A 14,176-nucleotide genomic window follows, 5' to 3' on the forward strand; every position below is an offset into this window, starting at 1 on the left:
CCCCCCTTGAGGGGGAGGGTTGGGGAGGGGGGTAGGACGCCATCCGTAACGGCGCACCACAGACCAACGCCTTGCTGCCCCCTCGATCAAAAACTCCGCCCTATCGCAGCCCCCTCACAGCCACCGCTTCCGCCGCTTGAAGGACTTCAGATTCTTGAAGGATTTCCGCTCCTCGCCGCCGCCCTGCCCCAGATAGAATTCCTTCACGTCCTCGTTGGACTGGAGCTGCTCGGCCGTGCCGTCCAGCACGATCTTGCCCTGCTCCATGATGTAGCCCGTGTCCGCCACCGAGAGCGCCACGCGCGCATTCTGCTCCACCAGCAGGATGGTGACGCCGAGGTCGCGGTTGAGCTGCTTGATGATGGCGAACACCTCCTTCACCAGCAGCGGCGAGAGGCCCATGGAGGGCTCGTCCATGAGGATGAGCTTGGGGCGGGCCATGATGGCGCGGCCGATGGCCAGCATCTGCTGCTCGCCGCCGGAGAGATAGCCGGCGAGGCCCGTGCGCTCCTTGAGGCGCGGGAAATAGTGATAGACGCGCTCGATATCCTCCTTCACCCCATTGTCGCGGCGGGTGAAGGCGCCGAGGCGCAGGTTTTCGAGCACGGTCATGTCGGCGATGATGCGGCGGCCTTCCATCACCTGGAAGATGCCACACCGGACGATGCGGTCCGGCTCGATGCCCTTGATGTTCTGCCCTTCGAAGAAGATGTCGCCGCGCGTGACCTCGCCATCCTCCGATTTCAGGAGACCGGAGATGGCCTTGAGCGTCGTGGACTTGCCCGCGCCGTTGGAGCCGAGCAGCGCCACGATCTGGCCCTTGGGCACCTTCAGCGAGAGGCCGCGCAGCACGAGGATGACGTCGTTATAGACGACCTCGATATTCTCCACCGCCAGCAACGGCTGGGCTGCCGCCGTCGCGGGCGAGGCGTCCATCTTCAGCGCGGCTTCGGCCATGGTGCGGCTCCTGATGAGTGTTACGTCAGGTGGGTAAGGACGGCGCCCGGCCTGCCCCCTCCCCAACCCTCCCCCGCAGGCGGGAGAGGGAGTTTCCCCTGCGCGGACGACCGGCCGCGCGCTTAACCCCACAGACAAAAGGCCCTACGCCCCGCGCAACGAGCCCCCTCTCCCGCTTGCGGGGGAGGGTTGGGGAGGGGGCTGCGCCAGGCGGAGCGGCGTGGATGGCCGGGACAAGCCCGGCCATGTCGAGCCGCGAGGGCTCTCCTCGTCGAGCGAAGGCTCACCAGCCCAGCAGCTCGGACTTGCGGGGCAGGTTGATGGTGGCAACCTTCTCCAGCTTGATGGTGCCGCTCTTCACGAGGTCCGCCAGCGGCGCATCGGTGGGTCCGCTCACCACCGAGCGATAGAGATCCACCGTCATGGTGGGGCGATGGTCCGTGGCGGTCCAGGTGGAGGGGTTGCACACGCCCTCGGTACCCTTCGGCACCCAGTCCTTCTTCTGGTACATGCCCTCGGCGATCTTCGGCCCGGTGACGCCGCCATTCTTGTCGGCCCAGTCCATGGCCTCCTTCATGTAGAGCACGGTGCAGACCGCCGTCATGTAATGCACGGAGCGGTAGGCATTGCCCGAAGGATCGGACTGCTTGGAAATGTCCTTGAAGGTGGCAAGGCCGGGCGCGCTGCCCTCCCAGGTGACGGCGGTGCGCACGGGGAAGACGACGCCGTTGGCGGCAGTGCCCGCGGCCTTCATGGCTTCCTCGCCCATGCCCCAGACATTGCCGAGGAACTGCACCTTCACGCCCGCCGCCTCGCAGGCCTTGAGCACAGAGATGTTGGAGCCGGCGGTGTTGCCGAGATAGGCGTAATTGGCGCCCGCCTGCTTCAGCGTCAGGCACTGGGCGGTATAGTCGCCGGGCGTGAGAGCGAAGGTGATGGGCTCCAGCACCTCGAAGCCCAGCTCTTTGGCATAGGCTTCCGCCGCCGCCTTGGGCGAATTCGGATAGGGGTGGTTGGCGCCCATGTGCACCCACTTGGGCTTGCCTTGCCCACCCTTGGCCTTCCAGTCATCCGCCGCCCACTGGACCATGGCGCGCGCGGCATCCGAATAGGACGGGCCGTAGAAGAAGTTATAAGGCGCGGCGCGCTCGCTCTTGGGGCCGCCCTTGCCGGTGGGGTCGGTCAGCGTCGCCGAGTAGGAGCCGGAATAATAGGGGATCTGCTCCTTGGTCACGAGCGCCACCAGCGCCTCGGTGTCCGCCGTGCCCCAGCCCTGGATGGCCACCACCTTGTCCGAGCCGGACGTCCACTTCTTGAAGGCAGCCAGGGCGCGCGGCACCTGATAGCCATATTCATTGAAGTCGGAATTGATGGTCTTGCCGTTCACCCCGCCATTCTTGTTGATCCAGGCGATGGTGTCCTGCACGCCCTGACCGTAGGGCTGGCCGACGTCCGACGTGCCGCCGGAATAGTCCGCCAGATGGCCGATGTTGATGGTCTGCTGGGCGAGCGCTGGCGCTGCGACGGTGAGGGCCAGCGCGGAGACGAGCGATAAAGCGGCGATCCTCATGGGGTGGTTCCTCTCTGTGGCGTTTCCTCGTGCCGGCCCGATGGTCTGTTGGCGCCCCGGTGTCGGCTCACTCTCATGATGCACGGATCAGTAGGAGAAGGGATAGAGCTTCCAGTAAGCCTTGATCTGCCGCCAGCGGTGGGCGAGCCCATCCGGCTCGAAGATCAGGAACAGGATGATGACGGCGCCGATCAGCATTTCGCGCAGATAGGTGATACCGTCCTTCAGATGCAGCGCCTTGTCGATGGCGCTGCCCTGGAGCGCGCCAGCGAGCGCGCCGGTCAGCTCCGGCAGCAGCACCATGAAGATGGTGCCGAACAGCGATCCCATCACCGACCCCAGCCCGCCGATGATGATCATGGCCAGGAACTGGATGGAGAAGAGGATGTCGAGCCCCTCCACCGACATGTAGCCGATGTAGTGCGCATAGAGCGCGCCGGCGATGCCGGCATAGAAGGAGGAGATGCCGAAGGCCATGGTGCGGTATTTGGTGAGGTTCACGCCCATCATCTCGGCGGAGAGATAATGGTCCCGCACGGCAATGAGCGCGCGCCCGTCGCGGCTGCGCATCAGGTTCGAGGCGCCGAGATAGAGCACCACGAAGAAGACGAGCACCACGTAGAAATAGCGATGGTCGCCCGACATGTCGAAGCCGAGGATTGTGAAGGGTGCCGCCACCGCCCCGGCCGAGCCGCCGGTGAACCAGGTGGCGCGCACGAAGAAGTCCTGCAGGATGAACTGGGCCGCCAGCGTCGCGATGGCGAGATAGAGCCCCTTCACCCGCGCCGCGGGCACGCCGAACAGCAGGCCCACCACCGTGGTCCAGAGGCCGGCGAGGATGATGGCGAGCGGCACCGGCACCCCATGCTCGGCGAGGAAGGCGGAGGCAAAGCCGCCGAAGCCGTAAAAGACGGCGTGTCCAATGGAGATCTGGCCGGAAAAGCCCACCAGGATGTTGAGGCCGAGCGCCGCGATGCCGAGATAGCCGATCTGGATCAGGAGGCTCAGCAGATAGCTGGAGAGCACCAGCGGCGCGCAGGCGAGCGCCACCACGCCGGCCACGCAGAACAGCATGGAGAGGCGGGTGTCGAACAGCGTCTGGTCGGCGCGATAGCTGGAGCGGTAGTCGCCGCAGGGGCGCAGGCTTGTGGTCGCCATCAGACCCTCTCGATGTCGCGGGTGCCGAACAGGCCGTAAGGCTTGATCATGAGAATGACGATCAGGGCATAGAAGGGCGCGATCTCATAGAGATTGCCCCACTTCAGGAACTGGCTGTCGAAATAGTGGGCGATGTTCTCCAGCAGGCCGATGATGAGCCCGCCCACCACCGCGCCGAGGATGGAATCGAGCCCGCCGAGGATGACCGCCGGAAACACCTTGATGCCGAAGTAGGACAGCGCCGACGACACGCCGTTGACGATGCCCACGACGACACCCGCCACGGCCGAGACCGAGGCCGAGATGCCCCAGGAGAGCGCGAACATCTGGCGCACAGAGATACCCAGTGACTGCGCCACCTGCTGGGAGAAGGCGGTGGCCCGCATGGCAAGGCCGATGCGGGAATATTTGAAGAACCAGGCAAATCCCACCATGATCGCGAGGCTGACGCCCGTGGACATGAGATAGGCGCTCTGCACCTGCAGCCCGAGGATCTCCACTTTCGCAACCGGGAAGATGGGCGGGAAGGGCTGAGCGAAGGTGCCGAACATCCATTTCATCAGCGCCTGGAAGAAGATGGACAGGCCGATGGTGACCATGATCACCGAAATGATCGGCTCGCCGATGAGCGGGCGCAGCACCAGCACCTGAAGGGCGAGGCCGAACACCATCATGAAGGCGATGGAGATGAGGAAGCCCCAGATGAAGGGGATCTGCCAGTAGGTGAGCAGCCACCAACAGGCCCAGGCGCCGATGAGCAGGAATTCACCCTGCGCGAAATTCACCACCTGCGAGGCCTTGTAGATGAGCACGAAGCACATGCCCACCACGCCATAGAGCGTGCCGATGATGAGGCCGTTGATGATGAGCTGGAGCAGCAGCGGAGACGTCATCGGGCAGGCTCCAGAGCGCGGACGCGGAGGATCAGGAGAGATGCGGATGTCATGCTCGGTCGGGAGACGGGGGGCGGGAACGGCGCGACCTGGGGTGCTGCGCTTGACGCACGCCCAACTGCGCCGTGGGGGCATGGGGCGTGGCGCGCCCGGTCTGCCCCCTCCCCAGCCCTCCCCCGCAAGCGGGAGAGGGAGTTATGGCCCGCCCGGACAGGGCCGGGGACAAATGCGGCCAGCGTGTTGCCAAGTACGAGGCGGCTGAATGCGCCCGCGACAGGCCGCGAGCGCCGGAAAAGCCCTCTCCCGCTTGCGGACGAGGGTTGGGAGGGGGAAATGGCGGACGGGTTGGCAAGCGCCCACTGGTTGCCCGATGGCGCGGGGCCATGGACCGCATCTACCTCCAAGCCGACCACAGCGGAGGGCGTCTTACCCCCCTCCCTGCCCTCCCCCTCAAGGGGGGAGGGTTTTGCCAAGTGAGGGATGACAGGGCGCGCGCCCACACCCGCGTTGCGTACGCCCAAGCCAGAGTGCCGCGCCCCCTCCCCCCTTGAGGGGGAGGGCCGGGGAGGGGGGTAGGACGGCCGGCCGAGAACGCGGGACCAAGGACCGGGAGCATCCGGCCCCGCGCGCCCGATCGCGTCCGCATCCCTCGCGCCCCCCATCACGCCGCCCTCCTCTTGCCCGCGCCCGCCGGAGGCGCGTCGGTGAGATGGGTCACGTTCAGAACGGTACGGATGCGCTGCTTGGTGCCGTCCTGGAAGGCGATGGTGGTGTCCACGTCGATCTTGCGGTCGCCGCGATACATGGCGTCGATGATCTCGCCATAGCGCTCGTTGATGACGCCGCGTCGCACCTTGCGGGTGCGGGTCAGTTCGCCGTCGTCCGCATCCAGTTCCTTGTAGAGCAGCACGAAGCGCGAGAGGCGTTGCTTCTCCGCCAGCGTGCGGTTCACCTGCTCCACCTCGGCGCGGATCAGTTCCGTCACCTCCGGGCGGGAGGAAAGGTCGGTGTAGGTGGTAAACGAGATGCGGTTCTTCTCGGCCCATTTGGAGACGATGGGGAAGCGGATGCAGATGATGGCCGCGAGGCTCTCGCGCCCATCGCCCAGGACCACCGCCTCGGCCACGTAAGGCGAGAATTTCAGCTTGTTCTCGATGTACTGCGGAGAGAAGCGGTCGCCCTGCGCCGTGCGGGCGAGATCGCGCACCCGGTCGATGACGACGAGGTGACCGCGCTTGTCGAAATAGCCGGCATCGCCGGTGCGCAGCCAGCCTTCCGCATCGAGCGACTTCGCGGTCTCCTCCTCATTGAGATAATAGCCCGCGAAGGCATTGCCGTGCCGGGTCACGATCTCGCCGAGGCCGTTGGGGTCGGGATCGTCAATGCGCAGGTCCACGCCCTCGAACGGCTTGCCCACCGTGTCGAAATCCACGTCGTCCGCCGTGTGCAGCGTGTAGGCGCCGAGCAGCTCCGTCTGGCCATAGAGCTGGCGCATGGGCACGCCGAGGGCGAGGAAGAAGCGGAAGGTGTCCGGCCCCAGCGCCGCCCCGCCGGTGGCGGCGGAGGTGAGGTGGGAGAAGCCGAGCCGGTCGCGCAGGGCGCGGAACAGCAGGAAGTCTGCAACCGGCGAGCGGCGCCCTTCATCCAGCGCCTTGAGGCCGAGCTTCATGCCGTAATCGAACATGGCGCGCTTGAGGGGCGAAGCATCCATGATGCGGGCGCGCACATCAGCGGCGATCTGCTCCCACACGCGGGGGGCAAAGAGCACGAAGGTGGGGCCGATCTCCCGCATGTCGGCCATGGTGGTCTCCGGCTCCTCCACGAAGTTCACCTTCATGCGGGAGATGAGCGCCTGACCAAAGGCGTAGATCTGCTCCATGATCCAGGGCATCTGGAGCACGGAGACATATTCATCCTGCGGCCCGCGTGGATCGGCCTTCAGATAGGCCGCGCAATGGCGCACCAGAGCCCCGCCGGTGAGCATGGCAAGCTTTGGATGGGACGTGGTGCCCGAAGTGGTGCAGAGGATGGAGACGTCGGTGCCCTGCCCCGCCGCCACCAGTTCGCCGTAGCGTCCCGGCTCCCGTTTGGCGTGTTCCGCACCGCGCGCCTCGATCTCGGAGAGCGCCACAAGGCGCGGATCGTCATATTTGCGCAGGCCGCGCGGATCGGAATAGACGATGTGCCGCACGGTCGGGATCTGCTCGCCCAGTTGGAGCAGCTTGTCTACCTGCTCCTCATCCTCGGCAAAGATCACCCGCACGCCGGCATAGGTGATGAGATAGGCCACCTCTTCGGCCAGCGCGTCGCGGTAGATGCCGAGCGACATCCCCCGTACCGCATGGGCGGCGATCTCGCCCATCAGCCATTCGGGCCGGTTGTCACCGATGAGTGCCACCACGTCGCCAGGGCCGACGCCCAGTTCCGTGAGGCCGAGCGCCATGTGGCGCACCCGCGCCTCGACTTCGGCCCAGGTGAAGGCGTTCCAGATGCCGAACTTCTTCTCTCGGAGCCACACATCACCGCCATGGGCAGCCGCATTGTGGGCGAGCAGCTTGGGAAAAGTGTCGAGAACGGAGACATCCGGATAGGCTTGTGTCAGGGCATGTGCCGTGGTCATGGCCGGCCTCACGCGGACAGGGCCTGAGGGGTGGCGGGCTCGATCTCGGGGTCTTCCTCGCCGAGATAGGCCTTGCGCACATGCGGGTCCGCCAGCACGTCGGCGGGCTGGCCGTGGGCGATCTTGCGGCCGAAATCCAGCACCATCACGCGGTGCGAAATGTCCATCACCACCCCCATGTCGTGCTCGATCATGATGATGGTCATGCCCCATTCCTCGTTGAGGTCCACGATGTAGCGGGCCATGTCCTCCTTCTCTTCGAGGTTCATGCCCGCCATGGGCTCGTCGAGGAGGATGAGTTCGGGCTCAAGAGCCACCGCGCGCGCCAGCTCCACCCGCTTGCGCAGACCGTAGGAGAGCGTGCCGGCGGTCGCCTTCCGCACATGCTGGATGTCAAGGAAATCAATGACATCCTCCACCTTGCGGCGGTGCTCCAGCTCTTCCTTCTGCGCCCCGCCGAACCAGTAGAGCGCGCCGGTGAGGAAATTGTTCTTCAGGAGGTGGTGGCGGCCGACCATGATGTTGTCGAGCACGCTCATATGGTGGAACAGGGCCAGGTTCTGGAACGTGCGGCCGATGCCGATGGCGGCGCGCCGGTTGGGCTTCAGGCGCGTAATGTCGCGTCCGCCGAAGAAGATCTTCCCCTCGCTCGGCGAATAGCGCCCGGAAATGCAGTTCAGCAGCGATGTCTTGCCGGCGCCATTGGGGCCGATGATGGAGAAGAGCTCGCCCTTCTCCACGGAAAACGAGACGTCGCTCAGCGCCCTGAGGCCGCCAAAGCGCAGCGAGACGTCACGCACGTCGAGTAGCGTGGTGCCCAAGCCGTCCTCCCTGTGTCGGAGGTGCGCCGGCCATTTTTGCCGTGCGTCTCCCCCGTTTTGGCGCCCGTTCAAGTTGGCGTTGGGCGCCTTGGCCCGGTCATGCGCCGGGCTTTGATTGAAACAATCGAACGTTCTTTTTTTGATCGGGTCAAGCCCGAAACCGCACCGTCATGTCTTGCACTGCGGCGTTCCGGCGCGCACTGTAGCACCCACCTGCGACGCTGACGCGCAGGCCTATCCAATACCCGCGCGCCTGGCGCCGCAAGCAGGCGGAGCGGCGGGCCGGGGTCCAAAGCAAGGACGGACAGTCCCTTTCACGGGGCGAACCGCCGGGGCGAAAGGCGCGATGGCGCGGACAGTGGGTTCAAACGGGGCACGCACGGCGCAGGCCATAAGGCAGGCGGGCGTGAAGCTCATCTACCAGCATGGCTATGAGGCCATGAGCCTGCGCCAGCTCGCCGCCGAGGTCGGGCTGCAATCGGGCTCGCTCTACAAATATTTCGACAACAAGCAGAGCCTGCTGTTCGACATTGTCCGCGACCATATGGAGGATCTGCTCAGCAAGGTTTCCGAGGCGCTGGACGGCCTCAGCGATCCCATGGATCGCCTCAGGGCCTATGTGGGCTTCCACCTGCGCTACCATATGACGCGGATGGCCCACGTCTTCATCGCCAACATGGAGATCCGCAGCCTCGAGGCCGAGCACCGGGCGGAAATCGTCGCCATGCGCCGGCGCTATGAGGGCCTGCTCGACGCCATCCTGCGCGAGGGTGCGGAACGGGGCCTGTTCAAGGTCACCGATTCGCGGGTCTCCACCTATGCCATCATCTCCATGCTCACCGGCATCTGCATGTGGTACCGGCCCGATGGCCGGCTCAGTCAGGATGAGCTGGTGACCATCTATACGGATCTCGTCACCGGAGGCGTCGCCCTCACCGGGCTGCCCGCTGCCGTGCCGGACGCGCGGCGCCGGCGCGCCTGAGCCTCCGGCACACACCCTACATGCCCCTTGCGGGGCGATGAAAAAAACGTACGATCGTTTCTCATGCCGACGCCAGATCGGCACCGGAGGAGACAGGACCCCGAGGCACCGGCAGCAACCCTGCCGGCGGCTATGCCCGTCTTCTGCGCAACGACATCAGGGCGAGGACGCGCATGGCGATCATCGAGGATGCGGTGGACCGCCGCTCGGAGGCCTATCGGCGCAATCGCGAGGCGCTCGCCGCCAGCGTCGCGGACCTGCGCGCCACGGTGGATCGCATTGCCGAGGGCGGCGGAGCGGTGGCCCGTGAGCGCCACCTGAAGCGCGGCAAGCTCCTGCCGCGCGATCGCATCCGCACCCTGCTCGACACCGGCTCGCCTTTCCTCGAACTCTCCCAGCTCGCCGCCCACGGCATGTATGAGGACGAGGTGCCCGCCGCCGGTCTCATCACGGGCATCGGCCGCGTGTCGGGGCGCGAATGCCTGATCGTCGCCAATGACGCCACGGTGAAGGGCGGCACCTACTTCCCCATGACGGTGAAGAAGCACCTGCGCGCCCAGTCCATCGCGCGGGAGAATCACCTGCCTTGCCTCTATCTGGTGGATTCCGGCGGCGCCAACCTGCCCAATCAGGACGAGGTGTTCCCGGACCGCGAGCATTTCGGCCGCATCTTCTTCAATCAGGCCAACATGTCGGCGGAGGGCATCGCCCAGATCGCCGTGGTCATGGGCTCATGCACGGCGGGCGGCGCCTATGTGCCCGCCATGGCCGACCAGTCCATCATGGTGAAGAACCAGGCCACGATCTTCCTCGGCGGCCCGCCACTGGTGAAGGCGGCCACCGGCGAGGTGGTGACGGCGGAGGAACTGGGCGGCGCGGACGTGCACACCCGCACCTCGGGCGTTGCCGACCATATGGCGGAGAACGATGCCCATGCCCTCGGCATCGCCCGCACCATCGTCGCCGGGCTCAACCGCCGCAAATCCCATGGGCTGGAGATCCGCCCGCCGCGCCCCCCGCTCTACGATGCGGAGGAGATCTACGGCATCGTCTCGCAGGACCCGAAGAAGCCGTTCGACGTGCGCCAGATCATCGCCCGCATCGTGGACGCCTCCGAGTTCGACGAGTTCAAGCCGCTCTATGGCCAGACGCTGGTGACCGGCTTCGCCCACATCTTCGGCTATCCGGTCGGCATCATCGCCAACAACGGCATCCTCTTCTCGGAGAGCGCGCTCAAAGGGGCGCATTTCGTGGAATTGTGCTGCCAGCGCAATATCCCGCTCGTCTTTCTCCAGAACATCACCGGCTTCATGGTGGGCCGGAAATATGAGGCCGGCGGCATCGCCAAGGATGGCGCCAAGCTCGTCACCGCCGTCTCCTGCGCCAGCGTGCCGAAGTTCACGGTGGTGATCGGCAATTCCTTCGGCGCCGGCAATTACGGCATGTGCGGCCGGGCCTATGATCCCCGCTTCCTCTGGATGTGGCCGAACGCCCGCATCTCGGTGATGGGCGGCGAGCAGGCGGCGAATGTGCTGGCGCAGGTGAAGCGCGACGGCATCGAGGGGCGCGGCGGCAGCTGGAGCCCGGAGGAGGAAGCCGCCTTCAAGGCCCCCATCCAGGCGCAATACGAGGTGCAGGGCCATCCCTATTATTCCTCGGCGCGGCTGTGGGACGATGGCGTGATCGACCCCGCCGACACCCGCATGGTCCTGGCGCTCGCGCTTTCCGCCTCCCTCAACGCCCCGGAGCGCGACACCCGCTTCGGCGTGTTCCGCATGTGAGGGGCGGCGTTGAACGCTCTCCCGCCCTCCGGCCCGCCGCCGGCCCCCTCCCAACCCTCCCCCGCAAGCGGGAGAGGGCTTTTCCGGCACGCAAGCGGCGCTGTCTGTCTTCTACCCGCCGCCTCTCCCCGCTCGCGAGACTGGCTCCCTCTCCCGCTTGCGGGGGAGGGCTGGGGAGGGGGCAGGAGGACACTCTGTGTCAAAAGTGGACGCCCATTGCAGCGTCCCCAATCGCGCCATCGCGCTCTTGCGGAACCGGCCCTACCCCCCTCCCTGCCCTCCCCCACAAGGGGGGAGGGTTCCCCCGCCTCTCTCGGACAGCATCCCGCCTCTTCCCCCGCGCACCGCGCCCCCTCCCCCCTTGAGGGGGAGGGCTGGGGAGGGGGGTATGACGCTCTCCACTTGACCATGCACCCCTCGCCTCCCGCTCCCGTTCCCGAAAGAGGCGCCTCATGAGCCTCCTCACTGCCCTCGAAGACGGCGTCGCCGTCCTCACCCTCAACCGGCCGGAGGTGCACAACGCCTTCGATGACGCGCTGATCGCCGCGCTGACGCGGGCCTATGAAAGCGCCATCGCGGACCCAGCGGTGCGCGCCATCCTGCTCGCCGCCAACGGTGCCTCCTTCTGCTCGGGCGGCGATCTCAACTGGATGCGCCGCATGGCCGGCTACTCCCATGATGAGAATCTGGCGGACGCCGAAAAGCTCGGCCGGCTCATGCAGATCATCGACACCGCGCCCAAGCCGACGCTGGCCCGCGTCCACGGCTCGGCCTTCGCCGGCGCCATCGGGCTCATTGCCTGCTCGGACATCGCGGTGGCGGTGCCCGAGGCCGAGTTTGCGGTCACGGAAGTGCGCATCGGCCTCATCCCGGCTGTCATCAGCCCCTATCTGGTGCGGGCCATGGGGGTCCGGCAGGCGCGGCGTTATTTCCTCACCGCCGAACGCTTTTCGGCCGAAGCCGCCCGCACGCTCGGTCTCATCCATGAGGTGGTGCCGGCCGCTGATCTCGATACCGCAATTGCCCGCCACCTGAAGGCACTGAAGGCGGCGAGCCCCGCCGCGCTCAAAGCCACCAAGGCGCTGGTGGCGGCGGTGGATCAACCCTTGTCTGAAGCGGTCATTGCCGACACCGCCCGCCGCATCGCCGATCAGCGCGCCAGCGCGGACGGGCGCGAGGGCCTCTCTGCCTTCCTCGAAAAACGCAAGCCGAACTGGGGACAGGCATGAGCCTGCGCAAGCTTCTCATCGCCAACCGGGGCGAAATCGCCGTCCGCATCATGCGCACCGCGCGGGCCATGGGCATCGCCACCGTGGCCGTCTATTCGGAAGCGGACGCCCACGCGCTCCATGTGGAGACGGCCGATGAGGCCTGGCCCATCGGCCCCGCCCCAGCCCGCGAGAGCTATCTGAAGATCGACGCCATCATCGCCGCCGCAAAGGCGAGCGGCGCGGATGCCATTCACCCCGGCTACGGCTTCCTCTCCGAGAATGCCGCCTTTGGGGAGGCGTGCGCTGAGGCCAGCATCACCTTCGTCGGCCCGCCCGCATCCGCCATCCGCGCCATGGGCTCCAAAAGCGCGGCCAAGGCGCTGATGGAGAAGGCGGGCGTGCCCCTCGTGCCCGGCTATCACGGCGAGGATCAGGACCCCGCCCTGCTGGCCGCCGAGGCGGCGCGCATCGGCTATCCCGTGCTCATCAAGGCCTCCGCCGGCGGCGGCGGCAAGGGCATGAAGGTGGTGGCCTCGGCGGGGGAATTCGCCGACGCTCTTGCCTCCGCCCAGCGCGAGGCCCGCAACGCCTTCGGCGACGACCGGGTGCTGATCGAGAAATATCTCACCCGCCCCCGCCACATCGAGGTGCAGGTGTTTGCCGACAGCCATGGCAACGCCGTCTATCTCAACGAGCGCGACTGCTCCATCCAGCGCCGGCATCAGAAGGTGGTGGAGGAAGCCCCCGCCCCCGGACTCTCGCCCGAACGGCGCGCCGCCATGGGCCAGGCGGCGGTGGATGCGGCGCGGGCCGTCGGCTACGTGGGCGCGGGCACGGTGGAGTTCATTGCCGAGGGCGAGGACTTCTTCTTCATGGAGATGAACACCCGCCTGCAGGTGGAGCACCCCGTCACCGAGGCCATCACCGGACAGGATCTCGTGGAATGGCAGTTGCGTGTGGCGCGCGGCGAAAGGCTGCCGCTCACGCAGGCGGATGTCCCGCTGGAAGGCGCCGCCATCGAGGTGCGGCTTTATGCGGAAGACCCGCAGAAGGATTTCCTGCCGCAGGTGGGCCGGCTCGATCATCTGCGCCTGCCCGATGATCTGCCCGGCGTGCGCGTCGACACCGGCGTGCGGGCGGGGGATAGCGTCTCCATCCATTACGATCCGATGATCGCCAAGATCATCGCCCGCGGCGCCGACCGGGCGGAGGCGGTGGGACGGCTGGCCGCCGCGCTGGCCGCGACCGAAGTGGTGGGCCTGCCCACCAACCGCGCCTTCCTCGCCGCCATCGCCAATCATCCCGCCTTCACGGCGGCGGATCTCGATACGGGCTTCATCGGCCGCTTCGGGGCTGACCTCCTGCCCGCGCCCGAGCCGTTGGACGACCGCACGCTGGCGCTCGCCGCCCTCTCCATCCTGCTGGAGGAGGCGCGCGTCTCTGCCACGGCCACCGATCCGGCCGATCCCTTCTCACCCTGGGGCCTCGCCCCCGGCTGGCGGCTCAACCGCGCCGCCCATGTGGACCTCACCTTCTCGGACGGGGGCGCCCGCCTCGTGGTGCGGGCGCATTATCGCGCGCGGGGCTTTGCCCTCGATCTGCCCGGCGGCACGCTGGAGGTGGAAGGCCGGCTTGAGGCCGACGGCACCATGGAAGCGCGCCTCGCGGGCGTGAAGCTTCGGGCGCGCGTGGTGCGCTCCGGCATGAAGCTGACGGTCTTCGCCGGCGGAACCGAGCGCCTGATCGAGTTCGTGGACCCGCGCCGCGCCTCCATCGACGCCACCGGCACCGCCGGCCGCCTCGTCGCGCCCATGCCGGGCACGGTCATCCGCGTGGCCGTGGAGCCCGGCCAGAGCGTTCAGAAGGGCGCCGCTCTGGTGGTGGTGGAGGCCATGAAGATGGAACACACCGTCACCGCCCCCCGTGACGGCACCGTCGCCCGCGTCCTGTTCGCCGCCGGCGATCTGGTGGACGAAGGCGCGGAACTGCTGGTGCTGGAAGAGGCGGGGTGAGGGCGGCGAGATGGGCAGCCGTCTCCGCGCTTTGCGCGGACCCCCTCCCTATCCCTCCCCCGCAAGCGGGAGAGGGGACCTGCCCCCTTAGCTGACAGGTTGTCCCGGAAGATCGTCCGGCTTCCTCATGCGAGCCAGAAAAGCCCTCTCCCGCCTGCGGGGGAGGGTTGG

At 66.9% G+C, this 14,176-nt stretch carries 10 protein-coding genes; 4 read left to right on the forward strand and 6 right to left on the reverse strand.

Annotation, left to right across the window (positions count from 1 at the left end; genetic code table 11):
* Nucleotides 1–114: 114 nt before the first annotated feature.
* The 6 genes from AZC_RS23485 to AZC_RS23510 form a co-directional block, all read right to left on the reverse strand.
* Nucleotides 115–957: an ABC transporter ATP-binding protein gene (locus AZC_RS23485; RefSeq protein ID WP_043879805.1), complete on the reverse strand. Its 843-nt coding sequence runs from the start codon at nt 955–957 to the stop codon at nt 115–117.
* 283 nt (nt 958–1,240) lie between these two features.
* Nucleotides 1,241–2,527 carry an ABC transporter substrate-binding protein gene (locus AZC_RS23490; RefSeq protein ID WP_012173104.1) on the reverse strand — a complete coding sequence of 429 codons (1,287 nt, stop codon included), beginning with the start codon at nt 2,525–2,527 and terminating at the stop codon, nt 1,241–1,243.
* A gap of 87 nt (nt 2,528–2,614) precedes the next feature.
* Entirely contained in the window at nt 2,615–3,685 is a 1,071-nt protein-coding gene (locus AZC_RS23495) for a branched-chain amino acid ABC transporter permease (RefSeq protein WP_012173105.1), read from the reverse strand.
* The gene (locus AZC_RS23500) at nt 3,685–4,578 is read right to left on the reverse strand and encodes a branched-chain amino acid ABC transporter permease (RefSeq protein ID WP_043879806.1); all 894 of its coding nucleotides are present in this window, start codon (nt 4,576–4,578) and stop codon (nt 3,685–3,687) included. Before AZC_RS23500 ends, AZC_RS23495 begins: the two co-directional genes overlap by 1 nt.
* 661 nt (nt 4,579–5,239) lie before the next feature.
* Nucleotides 5,240–7,198: a long-chain fatty acid--CoA ligase gene (locus AZC_RS23505; RefSeq protein ID WP_043879807.1), complete on the reverse strand. Its 1,959-nt coding sequence runs from the start codon at nt 7,196–7,198 to the stop codon at nt 5,240–5,242.
* 8 nt (nt 7,199–7,206) lie between these two features.
* On the reverse strand, nt 7,207–8,019 hold the full coding sequence (locus AZC_RS23510) for an ABC transporter ATP-binding protein (RefSeq protein WP_070097016.1): 813 nt from the start codon (nt 8,017–8,019) through the stop codon (nt 7,207–7,209).
* A gap of 346 nt (nt 8,020–8,365) precedes the next feature.
* Here AZC_RS23510 and AZC_RS23515 point away from each other — a divergent pair, with 346 nt between their 5' ends.
* The 4 genes from AZC_RS23515 to AZC_RS23530 all read left to right on the forward strand — a co-directional run bounded on the left by AZC_RS23515 (nt 8,366) and on the right by AZC_RS23530 (nt 14,005).
* Nucleotides 8,366–9,001, forward strand: a complete 636-nt coding sequence (locus tag AZC_RS23515; RefSeq protein ID WP_012173109.1) for a TetR/AcrR family transcriptional regulator — start codon at nt 8,366–8,368, stop codon at nt 8,999–9,001.
* Between the two features lie 173 nt (nt 9,002–9,174).
* The gene (locus AZC_RS23520; protein WP_012173110.1) at nt 9,175–10,782 is read left to right on the forward strand and encodes a carboxyl transferase domain-containing protein; all 1,608 of its coding nucleotides are present in this window, start codon (nt 9,175–9,177) and stop codon (nt 10,780–10,782) included.
* Between the two features lie 452 nt (nt 10,783–11,234).
* Nucleotides 11,235–12,011 (forward strand): enoyl-CoA hydratase/isomerase family protein, encoded by a 777-nt coding sequence (locus tag AZC_RS23525; RefSeq protein ID WP_012173111.1) that lies wholly within the window; start codon nt 11,235–11,237, stop codon nt 12,009–12,011.
* Nucleotides 12,008–14,005: an acetyl/propionyl/methylcrotonyl-CoA carboxylase subunit alpha gene (locus AZC_RS23530; RefSeq protein ID WP_012173112.1), complete on the forward strand. Its 1,998-nt coding sequence runs from the start codon at nt 12,008–12,010 to the stop codon at nt 14,003–14,005. Before AZC_RS23525 ends, AZC_RS23530 begins: the two co-directional genes overlap by 4 nt.
* The last annotated feature ends 171 nt before the right edge of the window (nt 14,006–14,176 follow it).

The organism is Azorhizobium caulinodans ORS 571 (genome assembly GCF_000010525.1).
GTDB classification, from domain to species: domain Bacteria; phylum Pseudomonadota; class Alphaproteobacteria; order Rhizobiales; family Xanthobacteraceae; genus Azorhizobium; species Azorhizobium caulinodans.